22 protein-coding genes and 1 pseudogene are annotated in these 24083 nt (G+C 71.3%); 5 read left to right on the top strand and 18 right to left on the bottom strand.

Going from position 1 to position 24083, the window contains the following annotated elements; genetic code table 11:
* Positions 1-129: 129 nt before the first annotated feature.
* Entirely contained in the window at positions 130-1389 is a 1260-nt protein-coding gene (locus tag J2Z79_RS15760; RefSeq protein ID WP_209467855.1) for an MFS transporter, read from the bottom strand.
* Between the two features lie 449 nt (positions 1390-1838).
* Here J2Z79_RS15760 and J2Z79_RS18625 point away from each other — a divergent pair, with 449 nt between their 5' ends.
* On the top strand, positions 1839-3356 hold the full coding sequence (locus J2Z79_RS18625; RefSeq protein WP_245302862.1) for a hypothetical protein: 1518 nt from the start codon (positions 1839-1841) through the stop codon (positions 3354-3356).
* Between the two features lie 149 nt (positions 3357-3505).
* On the opposite strand, the gene J2Z79_RS15750 is transcribed toward J2Z79_RS18625, so the two are convergent.
* The 13 genes and pseudogenes from J2Z79_RS15750 to J2Z79_RS15690 form a co-directional block, all read right to left on the bottom strand.
* Positions 3506-4738 carry an MDR family MFS transporter gene (locus tag J2Z79_RS15750; protein ID WP_209467854.1) on the bottom strand — a complete coding sequence of 411 codons (1233 nt, stop codon included), beginning with the start codon at positions 4736-4738 and terminating at the stop codon, positions 3506-3508.
* Positions 4739-4885: 147 nt separating this feature from the next.
* A complete protein-coding gene (locus tag J2Z79_RS15745; RefSeq protein WP_209467853.1) occupies positions 4886-5392 on the bottom strand; it encodes a hypothetical protein in 507 nt (168 codons plus the stop codon).
* A 232-nt stretch (positions 5393-5624) separates the two neighbouring features.
* Complete coding sequence (locus tag J2Z79_RS15740) at positions 5625-6182, bottom strand: biotin transporter BioY (protein WP_209467852.1); 558 nt, start codon at positions 6180-6182, stop codon at positions 5625-5627.
* 71 nt (positions 6183-6253) lie between these two features.
* Complete coding sequence (locus J2Z79_RS15735) at positions 6254-7072, bottom strand: Cof-type HAD-IIB family hydrolase (protein ID WP_209467851.1); 819 nt, start codon at positions 7070-7072, stop codon at positions 6254-6256.
* 61 nt (positions 7073-7133) lie between these two features.
* Positions 7134-7865, bottom strand: coding sequence for an MFS transporter (locus J2Z79_RS19025; RefSeq protein WP_342589515.1), 732 nt, complete (start codon positions 7863-7865; stop codon positions 7134-7136).
* Positions 7866-7996: 131 nt separating this feature from the next.
* Positions 7997-8506 (bottom strand): annotated as a pseudogene (locus tag J2Z79_RS19020) (MFS transporter); the annotation flags it as partial.
* 419 nt (positions 8507-8925) lie between these two features.
* Positions 8926-9918 carry a biotin--[acetyl-CoA-carboxylase] ligase gene (locus tag J2Z79_RS15720; RefSeq protein WP_209467849.1) on the bottom strand — a complete coding sequence of 331 codons (993 nt, stop codon included), beginning with the start codon at positions 9916-9918 and terminating at the stop codon, positions 8926-8928.
* A 59-nt stretch (positions 9919-9977) separates the two neighbouring features.
* Positions 9978-10478, bottom strand: coding sequence for an Hsp20/alpha crystallin family protein (locus tag J2Z79_RS15715; protein WP_209467848.1), 501 nt, complete (start codon positions 10476-10478; stop codon positions 9978-9980).
* Positions 10462-10848 (bottom strand): Hsp20/alpha crystallin family protein, encoded by a 387-nt coding sequence (locus tag J2Z79_RS15710; protein ID WP_209467847.1) that lies wholly within the window; start codon positions 10846-10848, stop codon positions 10462-10464. Before J2Z79_RS15710 ends, J2Z79_RS15715 begins: the two co-directional genes overlap by 17 nt.
* Positions 10829-11737, bottom strand: coding sequence for a hypothetical protein (locus tag J2Z79_RS15705; RefSeq protein WP_209467846.1), 909 nt, complete (start codon positions 11735-11737; stop codon positions 10829-10831). Before J2Z79_RS15705 ends, J2Z79_RS15710 begins: the two co-directional genes overlap by 20 nt.
* Complete coding sequence (locus J2Z79_RS15700) at positions 11706-12182, bottom strand: hypothetical protein (protein WP_209467845.1); 477 nt, start codon at positions 12180-12182, stop codon at positions 11706-11708. The genes J2Z79_RS15705 and J2Z79_RS15700 overlap by 32 nt, the downstream gene beginning before the upstream one ends.
* 6 nt (positions 12183-12188) lie before the next feature.
* On the bottom strand, positions 12189-12464 hold the full coding sequence (locus J2Z79_RS15695) for a hypothetical protein (protein ID WP_209467844.1): 276 nt from the start codon (positions 12462-12464) through the stop codon (positions 12189-12191).
* Entirely contained in the window at positions 12461-12706 is a 246-nt protein-coding gene (locus J2Z79_RS15690; protein ID WP_209467843.1) for a hypothetical protein, read from the bottom strand. The genes J2Z79_RS15695 and J2Z79_RS15690 overlap by 4 nt, the downstream gene beginning before the upstream one ends.
* A gap of 88 nt (positions 12707-12794) precedes the next feature.
* On the opposite strand from J2Z79_RS15690, the gene J2Z79_RS15685 reads away from it, so the two are divergent.
* The 4 genes from J2Z79_RS15685 to J2Z79_RS15670 all read left to right on the top strand — a co-directional run bounded on the left by J2Z79_RS15685 (position 12795) and on the right by J2Z79_RS15670 (position 20279).
* Positions 12795-13034 carry a spore germination protein gene (locus J2Z79_RS15685; RefSeq protein WP_209467842.1) on the top strand — a complete coding sequence of 80 codons (240 nt, stop codon included), beginning with the start codon at positions 12795-12797 and terminating at the stop codon, positions 13032-13034.
* 129 nt (positions 13035-13163) lie between these two features.
* Positions 13164-18095: a tetratricopeptide repeat protein gene (locus tag J2Z79_RS19015; protein WP_209467841.1), complete on the top strand. Its 4932-nt coding sequence runs from the start codon at positions 13164-13166 to the stop codon at positions 18093-18095.
* Positions 18096-19062: 967 nt separating this feature from the next.
* Complete coding sequence (gene mscL / locus J2Z79_RS15675; protein WP_209467840.1) at positions 19063-19500, top strand: large conductance mechanosensitive channel protein MscL; 438 nt, start codon at positions 19063-19065, stop codon at positions 19498-19500.
* 5 nt (positions 19501-19505) lie between these two features.
* The gene (locus J2Z79_RS15670) at positions 19506-20279 is read left to right on the top strand and encodes an alpha/beta fold hydrolase (RefSeq protein WP_209467839.1); all 774 of its coding nucleotides are present in this window, start codon (positions 19506-19508) and stop codon (positions 20277-20279) included.
* 106 nt (positions 20280-20385) lie between these two features.
* On the opposite strand, the gene J2Z79_RS15665 is transcribed toward J2Z79_RS15670, so the two are convergent.
* From J2Z79_RS15665 to J2Z79_RS15650, 4 genes are all read right to left on the bottom strand, one after another.
* Entirely contained in the window at positions 20386-20967 is a 582-nt protein-coding gene (locus J2Z79_RS15665; RefSeq protein ID WP_209467838.1) for a DJ-1/PfpI family protein, read from the bottom strand.
* A gap of 205 nt (positions 20968-21172) precedes the next feature.
* Positions 21173-22144, bottom strand: a complete 972-nt coding sequence (locus J2Z79_RS15660) for a methyltransferase (protein WP_209467837.1) — start codon at positions 22142-22144, stop codon at positions 21173-21175.
* Positions 22145-22639: 495 nt separating this feature from the next.
* Complete coding sequence (locus tag J2Z79_RS15655; RefSeq protein ID WP_245302861.1) at positions 22640-22930, bottom strand: sulfurtransferase TusA family protein; 291 nt, start codon at positions 22928-22930, stop codon at positions 22640-22642.
* A 17-nt stretch (positions 22931-22947) separates the two neighbouring features.
* Positions 22948-24033 (bottom strand): YeeE/YedE family protein, encoded by a 1086-nt coding sequence (locus tag J2Z79_RS15650; RefSeq protein WP_342589516.1) that lies wholly within the window; start codon positions 24031-24033, stop codon positions 22948-22950.
* Positions 24034-24083 lie beyond the last annotated feature (50 nt).

Genomic DNA, 24083 nt, shown 5'->3' with positions numbered 1-24083 from the left:
ACTGGGCAGCCCTTGCCTTTGGCTAACGGGCTAGTGCCACCTCGCCCGTGTTGGACTTTCACCAACAAGTCAGCGCCCATGCTGGGCGCACCGCGCAATCCCCCGCCCAAATGGCGGGGGATCGTTCGTTCAGTCGCCCTCGGCGGGGACCATCGCCGGCCGGGTCCGGTCGAAGAGGAGCACCGCCAGCAGCGGGACCACGAGGCCTGCGCTCATCACGGCGATCTGCACGTTGAACCCGGAGGCGTCGTAGAGCATGCCGCCCAGGAGCGGGCCCAGCATGCGGCCAAAGGTGGCGCCCGAGAGGATGAACCCCTGCAGCGTCCCACGCCGTGAAGGCGGGGAGAGGCGCGCCACGCTGGCGGGGATGACGGGCCAGAGCAGCATCTCGCCGAAGGTGAGGAGCACCATCGAACCCACGAAGACCCCGTAGCGGGACGAGGTGAGCAGCAGGGCGAGCGCGGCCGCGATCAGGGCCAGGCCCAGCACCATCTGGGCGGCGGCCCGCCGCACCCGCCGCAGCACCCACGAGAGGAGCGGCTGCCCGACGACGATCAGCGCGCCGTTCAGGGTCCAGAGCAGCGAGTATACGGAGAGATCGAATCCAAGTGCCTGCATGTGGACGGAGACGCCCACCGGCCACTGCATGTAGACCAGCCATACGGTGAGGTACGCCACGAAGAGCGCCACGACGGGCAGCCAGGGAACGGGCCACTCGGGAGCCGCCGGCGTGGTTCCGGCGAGGCCCCCGCCGTCGCCCTGCGCTGGGCCGGCCCCCACCGCCCTCGGGTCACGGTGCGGTTCCGCCCCCGCAGGTCGGATCGCCACGAACGCGAAGATCACGAACAGGCCAAAGAGGATGGCGGCGCCATAGAAGGCGACGGAGAAGGAGATGTCGGCCAGGAGCCCGCCGACGACCGTTCCGACGGCCACCCCCAGGTTGTGGGCCACGTAGTTGAAGTTGAAGGCCCTCCGCCCGCCGTTCGGCCAGGCCAGCGCCACCAGGGCGTTGATCGCCGGTCCGGCCAGCGAAGAGGTGATGCCGAAGGCGATCATGACGGCCACGTAGACGGGCCAGGACTCGTAGCGGCCGAGCACCACCATGAGCAGTGCGGACAGGGTGAGTCCGGTCAGGATCACCCGGCGGGCGCCGATGCGGTCGGTGAGCCAGCCGCCCGCCAGCTGCCCCAGGGCGGCCCCGGCGGAGTGGAAGAGCAGCACGACGCCGGCCACGGTCATCGACTGTCCCATGTGGTCGTGGATGTAGATCGTGGTCAGGGGCCAGATGAACGCGAAGCCCACCGAATGCAGGAAGCTGCCGATGCCCAGCATCCAGAGCAGGCGCGGGTAGGCGTCAACCAGGGACGTAAAGCGGGCAGACAGGTGCAAGGCCAGTCCCTCCATGGTGTGAAGAACATCCCCAGTCTACCACCGCGCGGGGTTACGGTGAAGCCCGGGTATTGCGCGAAATCAAGCCACGACGGCAGGACTTGGCGCGGCCCGGGTGTTGTGCGAGATGAAGCGTCGCCGGCAGGGCCTGGCCCGGCCAGGGTATCGTGCGAGATCAAGCCGCGATGGTAGGATCTGGCGCGGCCGTGCACCAGCATCGCCAGGTCCGATCGGGAACAGCAGCGAACCTTGAGCAGTCACACTAGTGAACCGCTGAGAGTGTCGGGTGTGACTCCGATTGGAGGCAAGTCGTCATGAAGGCCAAGCCCCTGGCGCTCCTTGTTCTCGGCGCCCTCTTGTTCTTGTCCGCCTGTGGCAGCAGTCCTGCCGTCAATGAGCCGACCCGGCCCGCAGATGTGCCTGTCGAAGCAGAACCGGGCCCAACTCCCTTGGAGGCCGAACCGGGCACGCCAGCCGCACCTGCGGTGCTGAGCCCGGCGGAGACCGATCCGCCTGCGGTCCAGTTGCTGCCCGGCGACGGTGCGCAGCATCACTTCTTCCGCTCCGACCTCACCTCGGTGGAGGAGCATTACATCCGGGATGGAGCCAGGCTGATCGGCGCCTCCAACGGCGAGCCGTACGTCACCTGGTTCATCACGGACCAGGGCATCTTCCGCCGCGATCCCAAGGGACCGGGCCTGCTCCGCTACCTGCCGCCCGAACCGGAGGACGGCCTGGCCTGGAAGCAGCGAAGCGGCGATGCCGATGTCTGGTTCAACCTGCAGGCGGTGCCCGAGTGCCACTCCCCGCTGGGTCCGACCTACGACGCCTGCTGGCAGCTGACGGTCCTGAACCGGCAGGAGCAGACCGTCTACGTGTTCGCTCCCGGCCCCGCACCCGAGGGCTGGATCGGCGACATGACGGGCATCCTGGACGAACGGGTGGACCACTTCGCCGACCCCGCCCAGTCCTTCGTCAAGCGGCGGGGGCAGGCGCAGCCCGCCGAGCCTCCGTCCCGCGCGGCAATGCTGGCAGGCGCGGAGCCCTGGCCCGCTGACGAGTACGCGCCCGTCCAGCCCGTCACCCTCGCCCAGTTCAGGAGCGAGCAGCTGCGTCAGGCGGCGGAGGCCGGCCTGCCGGTGCGGGAGGTGGACCTCAACGGGGATGGTGCGGCCGAGGCGATCATCGGTCGGCTCGGCGAGTGGCACGCCGATGAGGTCTGGATCCTGGACAGCCGGGGCAACCGCCTCAGGGCGATCCAAGACTGGCTGCCTGATTCGGTTCTGGGCCGCGTGGACCTCGTCACCATCCCCGGCATCGCCAGCCCGGTGCTGATCAGGGAGACGGGCAGTCCCGCTGCGTGGCACGCCATCGCCTTCGAGTGGATGGAGGGCGACCAGTTCGTCTCGCCCTGGGGCTGGCATCCCAAGACCAACCTGGCCTTCGGCATGGGCTACGGGATCCGGCCGGACGGCGCCGTCGAGATCACGGGCAGCCTGAGCGGCTACACCTTCGTCTCCCGCTACGTGATCGAGCGGGCCCCGAGCGAGTCCGCCTTCCCCTACCTGGCCTGGCAGCTCAGCCAGGAGGTCACCCCCGGCCCCTACCCGACCACCGCGGCCGATCTGCTGACCGCCCTCTTCGTGGCCAGGTGGTACGGCCTCGCCGACCAGATCGAAGGCTACATCCCCGATCCCGCAGTGCGGGCAGCCTTCATGGACCAGGACGTCGGGCGGGTCCACTACGTTCCGAGCCCGGTGCGGGTGGGGCGGATCGTAGAGGCGGAGTACGGCCCCCGGATCGAGCCCGCCCCTCCCGGACCGGATGGTTCCATCGAGTTCATGGCGTCCGTTCAGGAGTACGAGGGCGGCTCCTACTGGACCGGTCGGGCGGTGATCGGCACCGGCGAGGACGGGCGACTGGTCGTCGAGAGCCTGGAGTTCCTGGACCACGGCTGGGTATACTGACGCGGGCGGGCCGTGGTCGGCCCGGCGAGGACGGACGACTGGTGATCGAGAGCCTGGAGTTCCCCGACCGCGGCTGGGGCTACTGATGAGGCCCGGCGCCACAAGTGAAGCGGCCCCCTGCTCCTCCGAGCGGGGGCCCAGTCGCGTCATCACGCCTCGATTTGCTCCTGTGCGGCCTCGTCGGCCCACCGAGTGCGGGCGTAGTACAGGATCGCCAGCAGCGGCACCGCCAGACCGGCGGTCATCACCGAAATCTGCGCGGTGTAGCCCGCTGCGTCGTAGAGCATGCCGCCCAGCAGCGGACCCAGCATCCGCCCGACGGTCTGCCCGCTCAGGATCAGCCCCTGCAGCCGCCCCCGCTTCGACGGCGGCGAGAGGCGGGCGACGGTGGCGGGGATGACCGGCCAGACCAGCATCTCGCCAAACGTGAGCAGCACCATCGAGAGCACGAAGATGCCATAGCGGTCGGAGGTGAGAAGCACCCCGAAGGCAAGGGCCAGGAGCGCGACGCCCGCCACCATCTGGGCGGTGGGGCGGCGCATGCGGCGCACGATCAGGCTGAGCACCGGCTGGCCCGCGAAGATGAGGACCCCGTTCAGCGTCCAGAGCACCGAGAAGGCGGAGAGGCCGAAGCCCAGCTCCTGCGTGCGGATCGAGTTCCCCGTCTGCCACTGCCCGTAGACCAGGGTGATGCAGAGGTAAGCCACGAACAGCGCGATGATGGGCGGCCAGGGCACGGGCCCCTCCGGCGCGGCCTCCCGCCCCCGGCCGTCCCCCTCCCGGACGTCACCGGCCCGGACCCGCTCCTCCCGGATGAAGGCGGCAGCAAAGAGGCCGTAAAGCAGGAAGAGGACCGACGCACCGCCGAAGGCCAGCGCGAAGGAGCGATCCGCCAGCACGCCGCCGAGTGCGGTTCCCGCGGCCACGCCCAGGTTGCTCGCCACGTAGTTGAAGTTGAAGGCGCGCCGCCCCTGGCCGGGCCACACCCTGGCCAGCATGGCGCCCACCGGCGCGAGCGGCAGTGCGAGCGCGATGCCGTAGAGCACCATGCAGGCCACGTAGACGGGCCAGGAGGACGTCTGCCCCAGAACTGCCGTCACCGCGGTGGCGGCGAACAGCCCGCCGAGCATGACGGGGCGCGGGCCGATCCGATCGTAGCCCCAGCCACCCGCGAGCTGGCCCAGCATGGCGCCGGCGGAGTGGAGCAGCAGCACCGTTCCGGCCACGGTCATCGACCGGCCCAGGTGCTCGTGGATGTAGATCGTGGTCAGGGGCCAGATGAACGAGGCCCCGGTGGAGTTGAGGAAGCTGCCGATGGCCAGGAACCAGAGCATGCGGGGGTAGGCGTCAACGTAGGCACGAAGCCGTGCGCGCAGGTTCACGTCTGGTCCCTCCAAGAAGTGTGGCCGGCGGAACACCCCCAGTCTACCACCTGGCCGGGTGGCGGTGAAGCAGCGGCCGGCGCACACAGCCAGGGGAGGCGCCCCCTGGCACTGGTCCGGAGGCGCCTCCCCTGTGCCCTCGGCCCGTCACCGCCCGGGCGAGGTCTCGTCGCCGCTCATCCGCCGGTTCACCGCGCCGATCAGGTCGGCCAGTGCCCCGGCCACGTCGCCCTCCCGCTTGCCGGCCAGGTAGTGGGTGCGCACCAGCGTGAGCATCTCCTCCACATCGACCCCGGCGGCGCGGAAGTCGGCGCCCATGTAGAAGCGGATGTTGAAGTTGTCCTCTGTGTAGATGATCAGGTACAGCGTATCAGGTCCGGGCAGGCCCCACTCGGCGGCCACCCGGTCCAGGTAGTCGGTGGGGTCCTCCCCCTCCGGGCTGTCGATCACCAGGATCTTGTACCGCACGGGCCCCTCCGCCGACAGGGCCGCCTCCAGCGCCTCCGCGTCTCCCGGCAGTTGCGCCTCCGTGGTGTTCTGCAGCGCGACCTCCGGCAGGTTCTCGGGCACGGGGCGCCCGGCGGCGTAGGCCACGCCCACCGAGCAGGCGATCACCGTGGCGAGGGCGACAGTCAGTCTGATCACTCTGTTCACAGTACATGACCTCCATATGAGAACGAATCCGTCTGCACCCTCTACAACGAAGCACCCACCGGAAAGGTTACCGGTGGGTGCCACATTCTTGCCCGTTTTCCTGGAAAGCGGCCAGGTTCCTTCCCCCGAAGGCCTCCCAGGGGTGCGGCCGGACAGCGCAGTGCCGATGGCCTCCTGCGTGCGATGACCTGGGACTGCGGGAGGACCTGCACGGCGACCCCCCATGTTTGCGTCACACAAGCAGCAACCCGGCCCGCACCAGCGCCCGCCGGACCGCGGCGGCCCCCAGCGCCGCCACGGCCACCTTGCCCAGATCGAAGGGCACGAAGGGCAGCACCCAGCCGGTCAGCACTGCGGTGAGCCCCTTGCCCCCCACCAGCCATGCCCAGCCGGAGCCGCCGGCGTAGATGACGACCAGGCCCGCCAGCATCGCGCCCGCGATCCGCAGCGGCGAACTGCGCACATCCACCGGCGCCAGCGCCCCCACCAGCGCGGCCGCCAGCGGGTAGCTCAAGAGGTAGCCCGCCGTCGGCCCCACCAGCACGTGCAGCCCCGCGTTGCCGCCGGCGAAGACGGGCAGCCCCGCGGCCCCCAGCAGCAGGTAGAGCCCCATCGAGGCGGCGCCCCAGGCCGGGCGGAGCAGGCCGCCGGCCAGCAGGACGACCAGCACCTGCAGCGTCACCGGCACCGCAGGCAGGCCGGGCAGGAAGAGGCGCACCGGGGCGACGGCGGCGATCAGCGCCGCCATCACCGCGGCCAGGGCCATGTTCCGCAACCGTGTCGTACGCACGCAGAGGCACCCCCATATGTTAACCTGCACTTTCGTACAGGTTAACATATGGGGGCAGGGTTGTGCAACCGTCAGCTGATCGGCCGCCCGACAGGACGCCCCTCCACCAGGGCGTCCAGGACCGCGGCCACACCGTCCTCCATATTGGTGAGCGTCTCCCGCTGGGCGACGGCCTTCAGCCCGGGGTGCGCGTTCGCCATGGCGACGCCCAGGCCGGCGGCGGCGAGCAGGTCGAGGTCGTTCAAGTAGTCGCCCAGCGCCAGCGAGTGCTCCCGGGGGATGCCCAGGTGCGCCAGCAGGGCCGTGACGCCGGTCCCCTTGCCGCCCTCCGGCGGCAGTACCTCGAGATAGGTGTGATGGGATCGGACCAGCTTCACCGGCAGGCGGGCAGCCAGGATGGCCTCCTCGGCCCGGTCCAGCTGCTCCGGCTCCCCGATGGTCAGGATCTTCATCACCGTGCCGGCCGTGGCGGGCGAGAGGTCCGGCCGCAGGTCCACGGTGATCCCGTCGAGCTCCAGGTGCTCGGCGATAGTGGGGGTCATCTGCCGCACCACCCCCCGGCGCGTCCCGTGGACGATCAGGTGCAGCCCCGCCTCCACCAGCAGCGGCCAGGCCGCGGCGACCACGTCCTGCGTCAGGGAGCGGACGACGAGGTCCCGGTCGTTCACCGGGTCGTAGAGGAGCGAACCGTTGAGCAGCACCAGCGGCGTCGTCAGCTGCAGCTCCCGGAAGTAGCGCTGGGAGGCCTCCACCCCGCGCCCGGTGGCGAAGGAGAAGCGGCCGCCGGCCGCCTCGAACCGCCGGATCGCCTCCTTGGTGCGCGGCGAGATCGTCTTGTCATCGCGGAGCAGGGTCCCGTCCATATCGGAGATTACGAGTTCATACTGCAAAACTGACTCATCCTTTACTGTTCTTGCGTATCCGTGGGGAGGCGTCCCCGGACGGGGCGGTTCACGCCTCGGCTCGACTCGCGAGCCCCTCGACGTAGGCCCTGTCCTCCACGCGCATCACCTGCTGGTTCAGCAGCTGGGCACCGGATACCAGCGTGATCACGCCGCCCAGCAGCGCCAGGCCGACGCCGGGGTCGAGCCGCGCCGCCAGCCACCCGGCCAGCACCTGCCCCAGGGGGTGCAGACCCTGCGCCATCACCCGCCGCACGGCGAAGACGCGCCCCTGCGCCTCGCGGGGCACCTGACCCTGCCAGATCGCCTGCGAGTGGGCGTTGGACATGGGTCCGCAGAAGCTGATGAGGAAGGCCGCTGCCCCGGCGAGGTAGAGGCCGGGCATGAACCCCAGCCCCACCTGGGCGACGCCGCCCAGCGCCATGGTGAGCAGCAGGACCACCACCCGCCTCCGCCGCGCCCCGCCCCAGATGCTGACCAGGACGCCACCCGCCAGGCCGCCCGCCGCCATCATGGTATTCAGGGTCGCCAGGGCGGTCTCGTAGGTCATCCCGCGGGCCGCCCAGTCTGCGGCCAGGTTCACCTTGACGAGCAGGGGCATGAAGACCCCCAGCGGCAGGCAGAGGTTGACCACCGCGAAGGTGGCGAGAAGCCATAGCAGCGGCGGCCGCCGCCGGATGTAGTCGACGCCGAAGCGGACGTCCGACCAGAGCGACGCCCGCGCCTGCTGCCGGCGCATCCCCAGGCTGCGGGGGGACGGAATCCGCAGGAAGGCCAGCACCGCCGCGGCCTGGGCGAAGGAGACGGCATCGACGACCAGCGCCAGGGGGACGCCGTTCTCGAGCCCGGCCAGCAGATCCCCACGGCGCCGGGAATCTGCCCCTGCCTCGCCAGGGCGGGCAGGGCGATCAGGGACGCGGCGATCGCCGGCGACAGCACGGACGAGAGCGCCCAGATCGTCTGCATCATGCCGTTCGCCCGGGGCAGCTGCTCGTCGGTGACCAGCATGGCGTAGGAGGTGTCGAACGCCGAGTGGTGGATGGCGTTGGTAACGCCGAAGACACCCGCCACCGCCAGGACCGTCCAGACCTGCAGCAGGTCGGATACCGCCAGGAAGGCGCAGAGGGCCATCACCAGGCAGTTCACCACATCCATGGCCAGCATCAGGCCCTTGCGGTCCAGCCGGTCGGCCAGCGCGCCCGCCAGGGGCGTGGTGAGCAGCTGCGCCAGCCCCATCGCCAGGCCGACGGCGGCCAGCGACCAGGCCAGTTGCGGCTGCTGCTCCGGGTGCGGGTAGACCACCTGAACCAGCCAGATGTCGATCGCGAACAGGGTCAGGGCCGAGCCGAAGACCGAAACCGACTGCGAGGCCCAGAGGAGCACGAAGGTCCGGAACCCGTTGGGCGGCGGCTGATAGCTCATCCGGTGCGATCCTCCCCGTTTCGGTGAGCGAATGGTTCGCCACACGGGCCGCCGATCCCTCCCTGCCGGAGGGCGCGCTATCCAATCTATTCCAGTCCCCGGTATACCCGAGCGCGGAGGCAACGCCAGGCATAACGGCCCCACGCATCACAGCGCCATTCATCAGGAGAGCCGAGACCAGGCACCAGCCCCCGCGGGACCGGCTGTCAGCCCGTGCGCAGGACCACGTCAGGCCTGCGGGCAACGCCCGGCAGGGCTGCGACGGCGGCCACGGCAGCGGCCAGGAGGCCCGTTGCCAGCGGCGTCGCCAGGTAGATGACATCCACGTAGAGCGGGCACTGTCTATGATCTGGTCGCCTGGTGCGGGCACCACGGGATACCCAGACGCTCCGTGCGTCAGCGGGCCGATCAACTCCCGCTCACGCCGGCCGCAGCGAGACCTCCCCCGAGAACACCCGGTGTACCCGGCCGCCGTCGTCCCGCACGAGGAGGGCCCCCTCCTCGTCCACCTGCTCGGCGACCCCCTCCACCACGACCTGCCCGTCCACCCCGAGCACGCGCACCGGCCGCCCCAGGGTGACCGAGAGGGCGCGCCAGCGGTCGAGCACGTGCGGGAAGCGCCCGGCCAGCAGGTCGTCGTAGGCCTGCTCCAGCCGAAGCAGGATGGCCTGCACGAGCGCGGCCCGGCGCGTGCCGGAAGCCCCCTCGAGCGCCAGCGAAGTGGCGGAATCGCGGAAGGCGGGATCCATCTGCTCCCTGCGGAGCCCGACGTTGACGCCAATGCCCACGACCACGAAGGCCACCCGGTCCATCTCGGCCTCCATCTCGGTGAGGATGCCGCAGAGCTTCCGGCCGCCAATTTGGACGTCGTTGGGCCACTTGATCCCCGCGGCGAGGCCGGTCGCATCCCGGACCGCCTCCGCCACGGCCACCGCAGCCGCCAGCGTGATGCGCGGCGCCAGGTAGGGCGGCAGGTCGGGCCTGAGCACCACCGACATGGCGATGGCCGCCCCGGGCGGCGTGGCCCAGGACCGGCCCATGCGCCCCTTGCCGGCGGTCTGCTGGTCGGCCAGCACCAGCAGCCCCTCGGGCGCCCCCTGCCGGGCCAGCTCCTTGGCCAGGTCGTTGGTGGAGCCCACCGCGGGCCGGTATTCGATCACCTGACCCAACCGCCGGGTGGCGAGGCCGGTGCGCACCTCCTCCGGCGTGATCAGGTCGGGGCGGGCGATCAGCCGGTAGCCCTTGCGGGGGGCGGCCTCCACCAGGTAGCCCAGCGTCCGCAGCGCCTCCACCTGCTTCCAGACGGCGGTCCGGCTGACCCCGAGGCTGCGCGAGATGGCCTCGCCGCTCACCCAGCCGCCCTCGGCCGCGGCGAAGAGCGTCAGCAGGTCGGACGTGGCGCGTGTGGTCATGGCAGGCTCCCCCCAGGCGATTCCGTCTGGGTGCAGTTTACCCCAACGCCGTACAGGCTTCAACCGCCGTGCCGGGGCACGTGCAGCACCGCCACGCCCTCGCTCCCCGTTCCCGGGCTCAGCCGCGGGAACCGGAGTTCGAGGATGCCGTCCTGATACCGGACCGCCGCCGCCGGCCGCACCGAGACCGGGAGCGTCACCAGGCGCGCGCAGTAGCCCGCGAACCGCTCCCGCTGTATGTACAGGCCGTCGGGCAGTCGGTCGGGCAGGTAGGCCTCCATGAGCATCTCGGTGGGGCCGGCCAGGCCGACGGTCACCTGGTGCGGATCCGTCAGCCCGGGCAGGACCGCCTCGACCACCACCTCGTGGGGCGTCACGTAGATGTCCAGCGGCGGGCCTGCGACGGATGCGGCCCGCGGCCCGTCCCCCCTCCCCCGGGACGGGCCCTTCTTCCGGGTCCCGGCCCGGCTCACCTCCCGCCGGAAGTCCTCGCCGAAGGCGTCGCCCAGGGCCTCCAGCTGCTCCGCAATCCGCTGTGCGGCCTCAACGGGGTCGGTCACCGCCCCACACCTCCTTGGACTGCCAGCTCAGGCGGACGGCCTCGGCCCGGACGCGCATGTCAACGGCCAGCACGCCGTCCTGAAATGATACGGCCACGGCGCCCGCGTCCACCGGCAGCGGCAGCTGCACGGTGCGCGAGAAGGGGCCGTAGGTGCGCTCGTTGAGGGAGAGGTTCTCCCGGGGCAGGGGGTGCCGGTAGGCGACGGTTCCCTCCAGGAGGACCTGCCGGTCGCCCACGATGGAGACCCGCAGGTCGGAGGGCTTCACCCCCGGCAGCGAGGCCAGGAGCACCAGGCGGTCGCCCCGGCGGACGAGATCGACCGGCGGGCCGGCCCGCTGGGCGGGCGGCTCATGGTGTCCCTTCGTCATCGGCAGCGCTCCCTTCGGACATCGGCGGGGGCCAGACCTGGACGCGGCCCAGGGATTCGCTTCCGGGATCAAAAGCGGCAATGGAGTTGCGGATGGGATCGGGCACGGAACTGGGGGTGGCCTTGGGAGTGGACTCGGGTGTGGACTTGGGGGTGGACTCGGAGCTGGTCTTGGGCGTCAACGAGGCGGCCGGCTTGGGCGTGCACTCGGGAGTCGACGTGGCACTGGACCTGGGAGCGGACTCGACGGCATCCCTCGACGTGCACTGGCCACGGAACGCGGGTCCGGCTGTGGGCGAGGCCCCGGGACGGGCCGGCGGTGCGCCGGGGTCCATCAGCGCGCGCCGTCGGGTGACGACGCTGTTGCGCAGCGTCCCTCGCACAGGCTGCCCCTGCGCCCGCTCGCCAGACGCCGGCCCATCCTGCGCCTGCGCGGCAGGCCCCGGTCCGCCCGGTGCGGGCCCGCCCTGCGCCGAAGTGCCTGGGAACCCGTCGTGCACCCGCCCGCGCGGCGCCTGTCCGCCGCCGGCGCCCCGCCCACCTGGGGGGTCAGCGGCCGGCGGGCCCTGCTCCCCATCCCCGCCCCGCACGGGTGGCTGCAGCCGCACGCTGTGCGTGATTCCAATGTTCAGCTCGCCCTGGAGTTCCTCCACGTCGATGTCGCCCAGGTGGAAGGCCAGGGTCTGCACCTCCAGCCGCTCCACCTGCAGGTGCACGGGAGGGCGGGCCAGCGACTCCTCCAGGGCGGTCGCAAGCCGGTTGAGCGCCCGGACCGCCGCGGCGACCTGTGCCAGCAGTTCCCGCATCTGGGGAGGTACGATCTCACCGGGCAGCCGGGCATCGCTCGACCTCCCCGGTTCAGCGGGACGGCCCGGACCGGGTTCGCGCATACCGCCCCTCCTTCGCCCGCTCTCCGCTGCGGGCGGCGGCCTCCTGGCGGTCCCACCGGAACCGGAAGGTACCATGCTGCGACGGGTCGCCGCTGCGCACCTGCACGACGGGCGGGGGGGACTGCACGAAAGGCGTGGGGGGCTGCTCGGCAGCGGGAAGGAACGCCTCGCCCGCCTGCCCGATCGGCCCGGAAGGCGCCGCCCCTGGCTGGGCCCCGGCGCCCGACACCGACCAGATCAGCCCGACGTGAATCCAGGCCGACGCCCAGTCGCCGTTGATGCCGATGAACTGGTTGCTGCTCCCCCCGCCCCCGTTTCCCCCGCCATTCCCGCTCACGGATGCCATGCCCTGGTTGACCGAGCCTCCGCTCAGGCCGTTGACCTCCAGCAGGCCGACGTTAATGGCGGTGGACTGGTACTGTGGTGAGTACGACGGGAACGTCAAAACCCGTCACCCCACATTCTGGAATCCGGCCCAGTTGGCGTATGTGCCGTCCGCCCAGTCCGAGTCGTTCAGGAGCCCATACCACAGCCCGCCGTAGCACGCGTCGCCCAGCAGCTCCACCAGCGAGTTGCCCTTGTTGTTGCTGGTGACGTAACCGATCTCCGTCATGCCCGTGCCGACGACCCCGTTCGAGTCCACACCGTTGATCTTGAAGGCCCAGATGTTGATCACCGGGGCCGCATAGGACGAGGCTGGAACCACGGGGCCGAAACCGTACATCATGCCGGGGCCCTCCCTCCGGCCGGGGCCCTGCCCCCTGCCGAGCCCCAGGCGGGCCCGTCGAGGCCGTCATCATCCAGGATGACACCGAACCCCAGCACCGCCACCCCGAAGTCGCCGGTGAGCGCGCCGCCCGCCAGCGATCCCTTGCCGGACGACCCGGACTGGCGGACGACGGTCCGGCCCACGGAGACGATGCCCGAGTCGGAGGTGACCTCCACGGCTCCGATGTGCAGACGATCCACCGGCCACCACCTCCACGCGCGGCGGCCCCCCGCCGCTATCTCCACACTATGCGCCGCCGGCATATGGTGACAGGAGAGGGGGGTCGCTGTGACCGTCGAGTTTCACATCCATATGATCAAGGTGAACGGCATCGAGTCCTCGTCCGCCTTCTCGATCGGAACCAACCTGCTGATCGGCTTCGGCAGCCAGAGCAAGTCGGTGAGCGGCGGCAACTCCGTCACCGGCGACCATGGGCGACTTCCCAGCCTCTTCAACGCCATCGACGACCGCGACTACATAGACACCCCCGCCTGGCAGGTCGCCCCGGCACAGGCCCAAGAGGAATGACCGCGGGAGAGCCATCGCCGGAACTCGGCGATGGCTCTCCGCCGTCCGGACCCCCCGGGTGGTCGCTGGCTCAGTTGCGCCATTTTATAGTACACTTAAGGGGTGATATTTCCGTATTGGGGGATATTCATGCAACCCTTATTCGAGAGCTGCTCCGCCCAGCTCAAGGCCCGCCAGTACGCTGCGTGCGCACGGCAGCTCAGCGAGCTCGCCCGCACCGCCCAGACCCCGGACGAACTGCTCATCGCCGCCCGTGTGGCCGACCTGACGCTCTACCCCGGCCTGGAGATGCGCCTGGTGCGGCGGGCGGCCCGCACCGAACCCTGCCCGGCCGACGTCACGCTCTACCTGGCGGCCACCTACCTCGAGCGCGGCCGCTACCTGGAGACCGAGGAGCTGCTCACCCCCTGGCTCGAATCCGAGAGCTGGACCCGGGCCGACCGGTCCCGGGCCTTGGGCTACCTGGCCGTCTCCTATGCGGCCCGCCGCCGGCTCCGGAGCGCCGCCGCGGCGCTGGAGCGCGCGGCCGCGCTGGCGGACGGCGCCGGACCGGAGGCCGAGCAGGCCGTGGCCTTCGTCCGCCTCAACATCCTCGCCCACGAGCACCGCTGGGAGGAGTGCGCCGCCGGCGCCACAGCCTACATGGAGGTGTACGGCGAGGAGCCCCGGGCCTACAACTTGAAGGCCATCTGCCTGCAGCACCTCGGGCGGTCCGAGGAGGTCATCCGCACGCTGGAGGCGGCGTGCGACCGGTTCCCCGATCACCCCCGCCTCCTCCTGCACCTGAGCTCGGCAGCCTGGGCGGTGGGGCAGACTGACCTGGCCGAGCGCGTCCTGGACCGCGTCGCACCGCTGCTTCCCGGCCGCCGCGCCGGGCGCACCGTGCGCCGCATCCGGAGCGCGATGGACGAGCCCGGCAGGCGCCTGCCCGTCCCTCCCCTCCGCCAGGGACACAACCACTGTTTCCCGGCCTGTCTGGCGATGATCTTCGCCTACTACGGCCGGCCCGCCGACCAGCGCGCCGTGGGCAGCGCCATCATGGACGGAAGCGCCGGCACGCCGCTCTACCGGGCCCTCCGCTACCTGGAGCAGGAGGGCTGGGTAGCCCGCGCCTTCCGGGCGACGCCGGACCGGGTCCGGATGCTCGTCGACCGGGGCGTGCCGCCCATCCTCGGGCTCGAGTGGGCGGGCGGGGCGCACGTCCACATCTGCGTGGGCTACGACGACCAGTGGCTCTACATCCAGGACCCGAACTCCTACCAGCGGCGCCACCTGCGGGTGGCCGCCTTCGACCACGTATACGCCCACTCCGACTACTGGGCCCTGGCCTTCGTCCCGGCGGCGTCGGCCGGCCTGCTGGACGTGCTGCCGCCGGACGAGGATGCCGCCATCCGCCGGATGCAGGCCTGCTGGGAGCACCTGCTGGCCGGCCGTCTGGACGAGGCCCGGGCGCTCTACGCCGAGATCCAACAGGGCGAGATGACGGTCTCCCGGGCGTTCCTCCGCCTGCGCGCCTGGCCGCGCCTGGGTGCGCGCGCGGAAGCCCTGGAGGCCGCCGAATGGGTGCTGACCAGCTTCCCCGATCACCGGCAGATCCGGCTCGAGGTTGCGCAGCACCTGATGCGGATGGACGAGGAGGAGCGGGCGGTCACCCTGGTCCGGGAGCAGCCGGGCCGGCAGCAGGCCCAGGCGCTCGTCATCCTCGGGCTTGCGGCGCGCGGGGAGTCACCTGCGGAGGCCTGCCGCCTCTTCCGCAAGGCGGCTATCGCCGACCCGGACAATGCGACCCCCCTGCAGCGCTGGGGACAGGCCGAGGCGCAGGCGGGCAACATGGCGCGGGCCGAGGAGCTGTTCGAGGCGGCGTACGAGATGGATCCCTCCCCTGTGCTGGCCGCCGACCTGGCCCACCTGCGCCACCGCCAGGGACACCCTGCGGAGGCGGTGGCGGCCTTCCGACAGGTGCTCCGGCAGGAGCGCGTCTACCCGTGGGCCTGGTGGATGCGGGGCGAGGCCCACTGGGCCCTGGGGCAGCACCGGGCGGCCGCCCGCTGCCTGCGCATCGCCATCGCCCAGGAGCCGGAGGGGGCACACCTGGTGGACAGGTTGGCCGATCTCTACCAGGAGACGGGCCAGCCCGGGCGGGCCCTCGCGCTCCTGCGCTCGAGCCCACTGCTGGAGACCTCCGCAGACCTGCAGTACTCGCTGGCGGTCCTCCTGGGCTCAGAGGGCAAGTGGCCCGAGGCGCTGGCGGCGGCGGAGCACGGGGCTCGCCAGTTCCCGGAGGACCTCCGGTTCGGGCCCTACTTGGCCGAGGCGCTCCGCATGACCGGCCGGCGCGACGAGGGGCGGGCCCTGCTCATCGGGCTCGCCGCCGAGCACCCGACGAACGCCATCCTGCAGGGCCGCCTGGGCCGCTTCCTGCTGCTGGAGGGCGAGGTCGAGGAGGGCCTCCGGCAGCTGGATCTCGCCCTGCAGCTCGACCCCGACTGGAAGGCCCCGCTGGACTGGGCCTTCCTGGCCGGGCAGCAGCTGGACCGGCCCCTGCCGGTCCTGGAGTACCTGACCCGCAGACTGCTGCCCGGCGGGGAACCGTGGCGGCAGGTCGAGCTGGCCAAGCTCTGGATGGAGCACGACGCCGCCCGGGCCCGGGAGCTCGCCCTGACCGCGTGGCAGCACGCGGCGGCGACTGCGGAGGACATGGCGAAGGCAGGCGAGGTGCTGCTCCTCACCGACGACCCCCGGGGCGCCCTGGCGGCGCTCCGCCAGGCGCTGCGTCGGCAGCGCACCTATCCCTGGGCGTGGTGGCGCCGGTCGCACGCCCACTGGGCCCTGGGGCAGCGGCGTGCTGCGGTGCGCGCCCTGCGGGTGGCCGCGGGTCAGGATCCGGACTCGGACTACCTGCTGGGCGAGCTGTCCGACCGCTACGAGGCGCTGGGCCAGGCTGAGCGGGCCCTGGCCCTCGTGCGGGAGAGCCGGCTCACCCCGCGGTCGGCCGACCTGCAGGAGCGCCTGGCGAACCTGCTGCTCCAGCAGGGCCTGCATGCGGAAGCCCTCGAAGCAGCGGACAGCGCCCTGCAGCGGTTCGGCGAGCCCGGCCGGTTCGGGCCGCTGGCTGCCACGGCCCGCACCCGGCTGGGCCGGGAGAGCGAGGCGGCAGAACTGCTCACGCGCCTCTGCGAGCAGGCCGAGGCGGCCGGAGACGGCCCCGGCCTGGGGGCGCTGGCCCGTGCCTGGCTGGCGCACGACGCCGCGCAGGCGATCCGCTGGGGACGCCGGGCGCTGGAGCTGGGAAAGCAGGAGGCGCCGGACCAGCTCGCCTTCGGTCACCTGCTCCTGGAGGCCGGCGACCTGGCCGGGGCCGCGGACCTGCTGCAGCAGGTGGTCGGCACGTCCCCCTCGCCGCAGGCCTTCGATGCCCTGGCCCAGATGGCAGAGAAGCAGGGCGACCCCGAAGGGCAGATCGCCTGGCTGGGCCGGGCCGTGGACGCGGCCGTGCGTCCCGAAGAGGTGCGCAGATACGCCGACCGGCTGGCAGACGTCCTGGAAGCGCAGGGGAAGCCGGCGGAGATCACCGCCCTCATGAACCGGATCGAGGGCCGGGTGAACGAGGCCTGGCGGCGCACGTACCTGGGGTACGCCGCCGAGCTGACCGGCGAGTACGCCGAGGCGGCGGTGCACCACCGGGCCGCGCTGGAGCTCGACCCGCTGTCCCGCTGGACCCACTTCCGCCTGCCGCTGGCGCTCTCCGCCCTTGGGCAGCACGACGAGGCCATCCGGGCGGCCGAGGCCGCCGTCTCCCGGTGGCCCGGCGACTCCGGCTTCCACTGGGTCCTCGGCAGGTGCCTGCTCAAGGCCGGGCGCCCACACGAGGCGGGCCTCAGCTTCCGGACGGCCCTGGAGCTCAACCCCGACGCCGGCCCGGCCCGGCGCGGGCTGTGGGAGGCGGTCAAAGCGGATGGCCTGCCCGCCCTGGAGGCGCACCTTGCGGGACTGCCGGATACCAAGCGGGCCCTCGCGCTCTGGTGGGCCGGCGAGTGGTGGCGGGAGGAAGGTGACCAGGCCCGCGCCGTGGCCGCCTGGCGGGCAGCGGCCCTGGCCGACCCCACCGACGCCGACCCGCACATCCGGCTGGCCCAGGCGGCCTTTGCGGATGGCGATCAGGAGGCCGCCTGGCGGCACGCCGTCGAGGCGCTCGTGCGACGGCCCGGCCTCTTCGATTTCGCCCACGACCTGCAGCGCAAGTCCGACCCGGCGATTGCGGCCGGGGCGCTGGAGGCCGCCGTGAGACGTATCGGCCGGGAGCACAAGGCCGAGCGCGCCGACCTGCTCTACCTGTTGGGTGCGTGCCACGAGCTGAACGGGCGCACCGCCCAGGCGGTGGAAGCCTGGCGGTGGGCCGTGCGCGACCTGCCCGGGCAGCGCGGCGCCGTGTGGCGGCTGGCCAGGGAGTACTACGAGCGGGGGGCCTTCGGCGCGGTGGTCGAACTGCTGGAGCCGCTGGACGAGGACGGCAACCTGCCCGCGGACCTGGACTGGCTGCTGGTGCATTACCTGCGCAGCGCCATGGCCTGCCGCCGTCCCCGCCGCCCGCACTGGCGCAGGCTGGTCCGCGAGCGGATCGAATCGCTGCTGGCCGAGGTGAGGAGCGACAAGCCGCTGCTCGACAGGTTCGCCCGCCGCGGCGAGATCATGTTCCTGGGGTTCCTCTATGCCCGGCTGGAGATCGAGTTCGGCAACCGCGCGGCCGCCGCGTATGGCAACGTGGTCGACGACCGGCTGGTCTTCGCCCTGCGGCTCATCGCATTCCGGCTCCGCACCGCGCTGCGGCGCCCTGCACTGGATGTGCGTCCCGGGGAGTCGACGGAACCCGCCGCCGAAGGGCCGATCGGCGGTCCGCAGAAGCCGGGCCCGCTGCGCTGGATGGGGCGGAACTTCGTGATCACTGGTGCTCTCCTCGCCTGCGCTGCGTTCGTCTGGCCGGGCCTGGAGCTGGCGGTGCCCCTGGCGGGGTGGGTGGCGACGGTGCTGCTGTTTGTGTTCGTCCACAGCCTCCTGCTGTGATCGGCAGCCCCGCGGGATGCTGCTTCGGGGCGGTCTCAGACCGTTGAAGGTTCTGGGCCCACCAGGGCGCGAGGACCCCCGGGTTGGTTGAGGCATGAAGTTCCGGCGGTTTGAGAGCGGCTCGGGGGCTTGTGCCACAAGGGCTGTACAGCAAACTCGCTTGGGCGGCGGCTTCGGGGCAGTCTCAAGCCGTCGGAGGTTCGTGGGCATACCAGGGCGCGAGGACCCCCCGGGTTGGTTGAGGCACGAAGTTCCGGCGGTTTGAGAGCTGCTCGGGGGCTTGTGTCACAAGGGCTGTACAGCAAACTCGCTTGGGCGGCGGCTTCGGGGCAGTCTCAAACCGTCGGAGGTTCGTGGGCGTACCAGGGCGCGAGGACCCCCGGGTTGGTTGAGGCATGTCATTCCGGCAGCTTGAGAGCAGCTCGGGGGCTTGTGCCACAAGGGCTGTACAGCAGACTCGCCTGGGCGGCGGTTTCAGAGCAGTCTAAAGCCGTCGGGGATTCATGGGCCCACCAGGGCGCGAGGACCCCCCGGGTTGGTTGAGGCATGTCATTCCGGCAGCTTGAGAACAGCTCGGGGGGCTTGAAAGCGGCTCGGGGGCTTGAGAGCAACTCGAGGGTTTCGGTCACAAGGGCTGTACAGCAAACTCGCTCGGGCGGCGGTTTCAGAGCAGTCTCAAGCCGTCGGGGATTCGTGGGCTCACCAGGGCGCGAGGACCCCCCGGGTTGGTTGAGGCATGTCATTCCGGCAGCTTGAGAGCAGCTCGGGGGCTGGAAAGCGGCTCGGGCGCTTGAGAGCACCTCGAGGGTTTGTGTCACAAGGGCTGTACACCAACTCGCTTGGGCGGCGGCATCGGGGCGGTCTCAGACCACCGGAAGTTCGAGCTGCGAACACCTCAGAATGAGAAGTCACATCTGCGAACAGAGTCTTCACGGAAGCGATACTTCTGACGAGGGAGGGGTTCCTGATGCTTGCAGAGTTCAAGCGGTTCGCCCTGAAGGGAAACGTGCTCGACCTGGCCGTCGGCGTGGTCGTGGGCGCAGCGTTCAACCAGATCGTCACCTCCCTGGTCAACGACGTGCTGATGCCGCCCCTGGGCTTCATCGTGGGCAGGGTGGACTTCTCCAACCTTTACATCAACCTGAGCCGCACCCCGTACGAGTCGCTGGCTGCGGCCCGGGAGGCCGGCGCCCCGATCATCGCCTACGGCCAGTTCCTTAACACCGTCATCAACTTCGTCATCGTGGCCTTCGCCGTCTTCCTGCTGGTCCGCCAGGTCAACCGCTGGCGCCCCACGCCGCCGGCCGAGCCGCCCAAGACGAAGGAGTGCCCCTACTGCCTGTCCACCGTGCCGATCAAGGCGGTCCGCTGCGCCCACTGCACGGCCGACCTGCCAAAGGAGTAGCCGCCATGTCCTTGCCCTGCCACATCTCCGGTCCGGCATCCGCGCCCCCGATCCTCTTCCTGCACGGCGGCGGCGTCAGCGGGTGGATGTGGGAGCCCGTCGTAGACCGCCTCAGCGACCGCTTCCGCTGCCTGGTGCCCGACCTGCCCGGCCACGGCAGGCTGGCCTGTGAGCGGTTCTCGTTCGCGGGCGCCGTGGCGGCCCTGGCCGAGTTGATCCGCACCGCGGCCGGAGGCCCGGTGCACGTCGTCGGCCTGTCGCTGGGCGCCCAGACGGCCCTGCACCTGATCGCGAGCCACCCGCACCTGGTGGGGCGGGCGGTCGTCTCCGGCGCTCTCACCCGCCCCCTCCCCGGCATCGGCCCCTACCGGGTCCTGCTGCGGCTCACCTTCCCCCTGGCCCACCGGGAGTGGATGATCCGCGCCAACGCCCGGCAGCTGGGCATCCCGCGGGAGTACCTGGCGCAGTTCCGCGCGGACACCCTGCAGACCACCGCCGAGGGCCTCGAGGCCGTGGTGGCGGAGAACATGGCGTTCCGCCTGCCGGATGCGCTCCGGACCGCCCCGGTTCCGCTCCTCGCCCTGGTGGGCGGGCGTGAGCTCGGCCTGCTCACGACCTGCGCCCGGGATCTGGCCAGGAACCTGCCGAGCGCCCGGGCCTACGTCGTGCCCGGCGCCGGCCACACCTGGTGCCTGGACAGGCCGGATCTCTTCGCCGCCGTCGTCGCCGCCCACGTCGCCGACGAGCCGGTGCCGCCCGAGCTGGTGCCGCTGGTGTGAGAAACCCGGAGGAACCAGACGAAGCCCTCGTCGCAGGGCCGGCGACCACAGCACGGATAAGCCCTCCGCCCCAGGGAACGGGGCGGAGGGCTCTGTTGTGGACGGGCTACAGTTCGATCCGCGTGCCCAGCACCTTCAGGAACTGGGCGATCCAGGCCGGGTGCGCCGGCCAGGCGGGGGCGGTAACCAGGTTCCCGTCCGTGTGGGCCTGGTCCACCTCCAGGTTGACGTACTCGGCACCGGCCAGCTTCACCTCAGGGGCGCAGGCGTAGTACGCGGCGCAGGCCTTCCCCTCCAGGATGCCGGCCGCCGCCAGCAGCTGCGCGCCGTGGCAGATGGCGGCGATGGGCTTGCCCGCCTCGCCGAAGTGGCGCACCATGGCGACCACCTTCTCGTTGAGGCGCAGGTACTCGGGTGCACGGCCGCCCGGGACCACCAGGGCGTCGTAGGACTCGGGGTTGATCTCATCGAAGGTGGCGTTCAGGGCGAAGTTGTGGCCCGGCTTCTCGCTGTAAGTCTGGTCGCCCTCGAAGTCGTGGATGGCCGTGCGCACCTTCTCCCCCGCCTTCTTGCCGGGGCAGACCGCGTGCACGGTGTGGCCGACTGCCTGCAGCGCCTGGAACGGCACCATTACCTCGTAATCCTCGACGAAGTCGCCAACGAGCATCAGGATCTTCTTCCCGCTCATCATCACCGACTCCCTTCTCGGAGGATTCTGGGCATGGTACGCAGTTCGCCGCCGGGGCAGTACAACCCTGCCCACTTCTCAAAGAATTTGGGCAGATTCCTCCGGCGTGCCGGGGGCCAGCGGCCTGGACCGCGTCGTGCCCCCACCTCCTCGCCTGCCCACCGGTCAGGTCGCACCCGCCCCGTCTGCCCGCCCGGGGGCTGGCCTACTCCCGGCCGGCGAGGTCGTAGGCGTAGATGGCCTCCCAGGCCCGCTTCTTCCGGTGGGTCTTGATGCGGTCCGACAGGCGCCCCAGGATGCGCAGCCCGGCCTCGGCGATGAACCGCTCCAGGTTCGCGATGGCCCTGGGGCCGGAGTGGTCCGAGTAGCCGACGATGACCCGGCCGCCGGGGTTGAGGCGCGCCGGTGCGCCGGCCAGAAACCGCCGGATGGTGCGCTGCCCGCCGTCGTTCAGGGCGGTCTCCATGCGGTTGCGGGCGGGCGCCACCACCCAGGGGGCGTTGAAGATGATCAGGTCGAAGCGCCGGTCGCCCAGCGTCTCGTACAGGTCTCCTGGCTCGGCGGTCGCCACGGCGCCGGCGCGGATCCGCCCCTCCGCCGCGAAGCGGGCCGCGTTCACCGCCGTCGACGCCAGCGCCTCCGGCAGGTGGTCTGCCGCCAGAACGGCAGCGTCCGGCATCACCTGGGCGGCCAGGAGCGCGCAGACCCCGGAGCCGCACCCCATGTCGAGCACGGCAGGTGCCGGCGGCAGGTCCGGCCGGACGCGCTCCAGCGCCCGCCGGATCAGCCAGATCAGCGGCTGGGACCGGGGGACCAGCACGTCGGGGTGGACGGTGATCAGCGACCCGCCCAGCGCCTCCACGGGGTGGGTGTTCTCCGCCGAGCGGAGCGCGAAGAGCACGTCGTCCAGCGCCACCAGCCCGTCCCGCAGGAGGGCCGGCAGCCCCGGCACGGGCTGCGGGGTGGCGGCGTCGGCCCGCAGCATCAGGTTGCGCAGCGCCTCACGGCTGGCGCCCTTGGCGGCCAGGGTCCGGCGGAGGCGGATGATCTTCTCCCACGGGCCGTCCAGGATGGCGACGCCGCCCCGGCCGAGGTGGCGGGCGATGCGGTCGGAGGCCTCAAGGTCACGGTTCTCAAACACTCGAACACCGGCGGAATGCGCGCGAAACACGGCCATCGACACTCTCTCCTTCTTCGCTCGTGTGGGGTTCAGCGGTGCACACGAGCGAACCGGAGGAGCGCGCGGCCGTGCAATGCCAAACAGCCGTCGAGCCTCAGGCTCCACGGCGGACAGGAGGTCACTATGACGGGTCAGTCATCAGACGGGTGCGCGGATCAAACGCGTCACTCCCCTTTCCACTCCCCATCATACCGGCTGCAGAGGGCAATAGGCAAGGGCGGCAGTTCTGTTTGCTTCGCCCTCAGTCGAAACACCGTGCGGCCCCGGCGGTCCACCTCGCCCCCCTTGTCGGGGCATCGCGGTGGATCACCGGGGGCCGCTTTCAATCCGCAACATGCGCTGCGAACGGTTGCGGACGCCCACAGGCCGCGGGTCCCGACGACGACACGGCGCCGGAAACCGTCCGCGAGCCGACGGGCGACCGCCGGGCCCCCCGACGGAGCGAAGGGCACGCCGCAAAGAGGCCGCCTCCGCGCCGGGGGATCCCCCACCCTACCGCTCGCTGGGCACCGTGCAGCTGTAGTCCTCGGGGGTGATGCGCTCCGGCGCGCTCCCCTGCTTGCGGATGACGATCCGCCACTGCGCCGGGCCCGTCTTCACGAACGACTCCACGGCGTGGCCGGCGCCCATCGCCCACCGGGGCAGCGACTCGGTGGCCTGGTTGCAGTCGAAGTCGATCACCAGCCGGCCGCCCGGCTCCACCAGGTTGATCTTCTGCTTCGCCATCACCAGCGGGTAGGGGCAGGGCTCGCCCAGCACGTCAAGATACACTTCCTTCGCCATCGCGCAACACTCCCCTCTCAGTCACCGTGTACCAGTCCGGGCGCCCCGGCCTGCGCAGCCTCCGCCCTGCGGGCGGGCAGCACCAGGAAGAGGTAGGCCCCGAGCCAGGTGCCCAGGATGGTGAACAGGGTCGCCGTCCAGCCGTTGAGCGAGAACTGGGAGACGGCCACAAGCCCATTGCCGATGTTGCAGCCGCGGGCCAGGGTGGCGCCGAAGCCCATCCCCAGGCCGCCCGCGATGTGCTGCAGCAGGCGGGCCGGGCCGGGGGCCCTGAGCCGGAACTCGCCGGCCGCCCGGGCGGCGATGAAGCTGCCCACGGGGATGCCCAGCACCAGGAAGCTGTTCCAGTCCAGGGCGCCGACGTCGCCGGAGGCCACCAGGAACCGCAGGAGCCCCGCGGTGGCGCCGGTGATGCCCAGGCCGGCCATCCGCCCGGTACTGATGGAGGTCAGCCAGGCGATGACCGCCACTACGCCGACCGCCGCACCGGTGATCGGCCAGGACCAGCCACGGCCGAAGACCGCCCGCCACAGCCGCGACCGGCTCTCCTCGACCGGCGCCCGCCAGGCCGGGGCGGGTGTGCGCCGGGCGCCCAACAGGAAGGCCAGCGAGACCACCCAGAGCGCCGCCACCAGGATCCAGGGGCTCACCCCCAGGGCGCCGTACAGGCTGGTCGACCCGTTCAGCGTGACGGTGGGCGCCTGGATCTGCTGCGTGAGCGGAGCCAGGGCGCCCGTGCCGCGGGAGGCCAGGGCGCCGATGCCGTAGAAGACGGCGGCGACCAGCGATCCCACCATCCCCTCGCCGATGCGGTAGTAGGTGCCCGAGGCGCATCCGCCGGCGAGGATCAGCGAGAGGCCGAAGATCAGCCCGCCCACCGACGCCGCCAGCCACTGGAACGGGTCGTTGCCGAACTTGATGATCCCCGCCGCGTGCAGGGCGAAGATGCCCGTGGACTGGATCGCCAGCGAGAGCACGTAGGCCTTGAACAGGGTGGCGTCGCGGGTCAGGTAGAGGTCCCGGAACCCGCTGGTCATGCAGAACCGCCCCCGCTGAAGCACGAAGCCGAACAGAACGCCAGTCAGTCCCCCCGCAAGCAGCACCCCGATCAAGTTGACACCCTCCCCTAATTCCGAGTATACCGATCTACTTT

The organism is Symbiobacterium terraclitae (genome assembly GCF_017874315.1).
Classification (GTDB): Bacteria; Bacillota; Sulfobacillia; order Symbiobacteriales; family Symbiobacteriaceae; genus Symbiobacterium; species Symbiobacterium terraclitae.
Note: the sequence above shows the minus strand (reverse complement) of the source record. Positions and strands in the feature narration are given on the sequence as shown.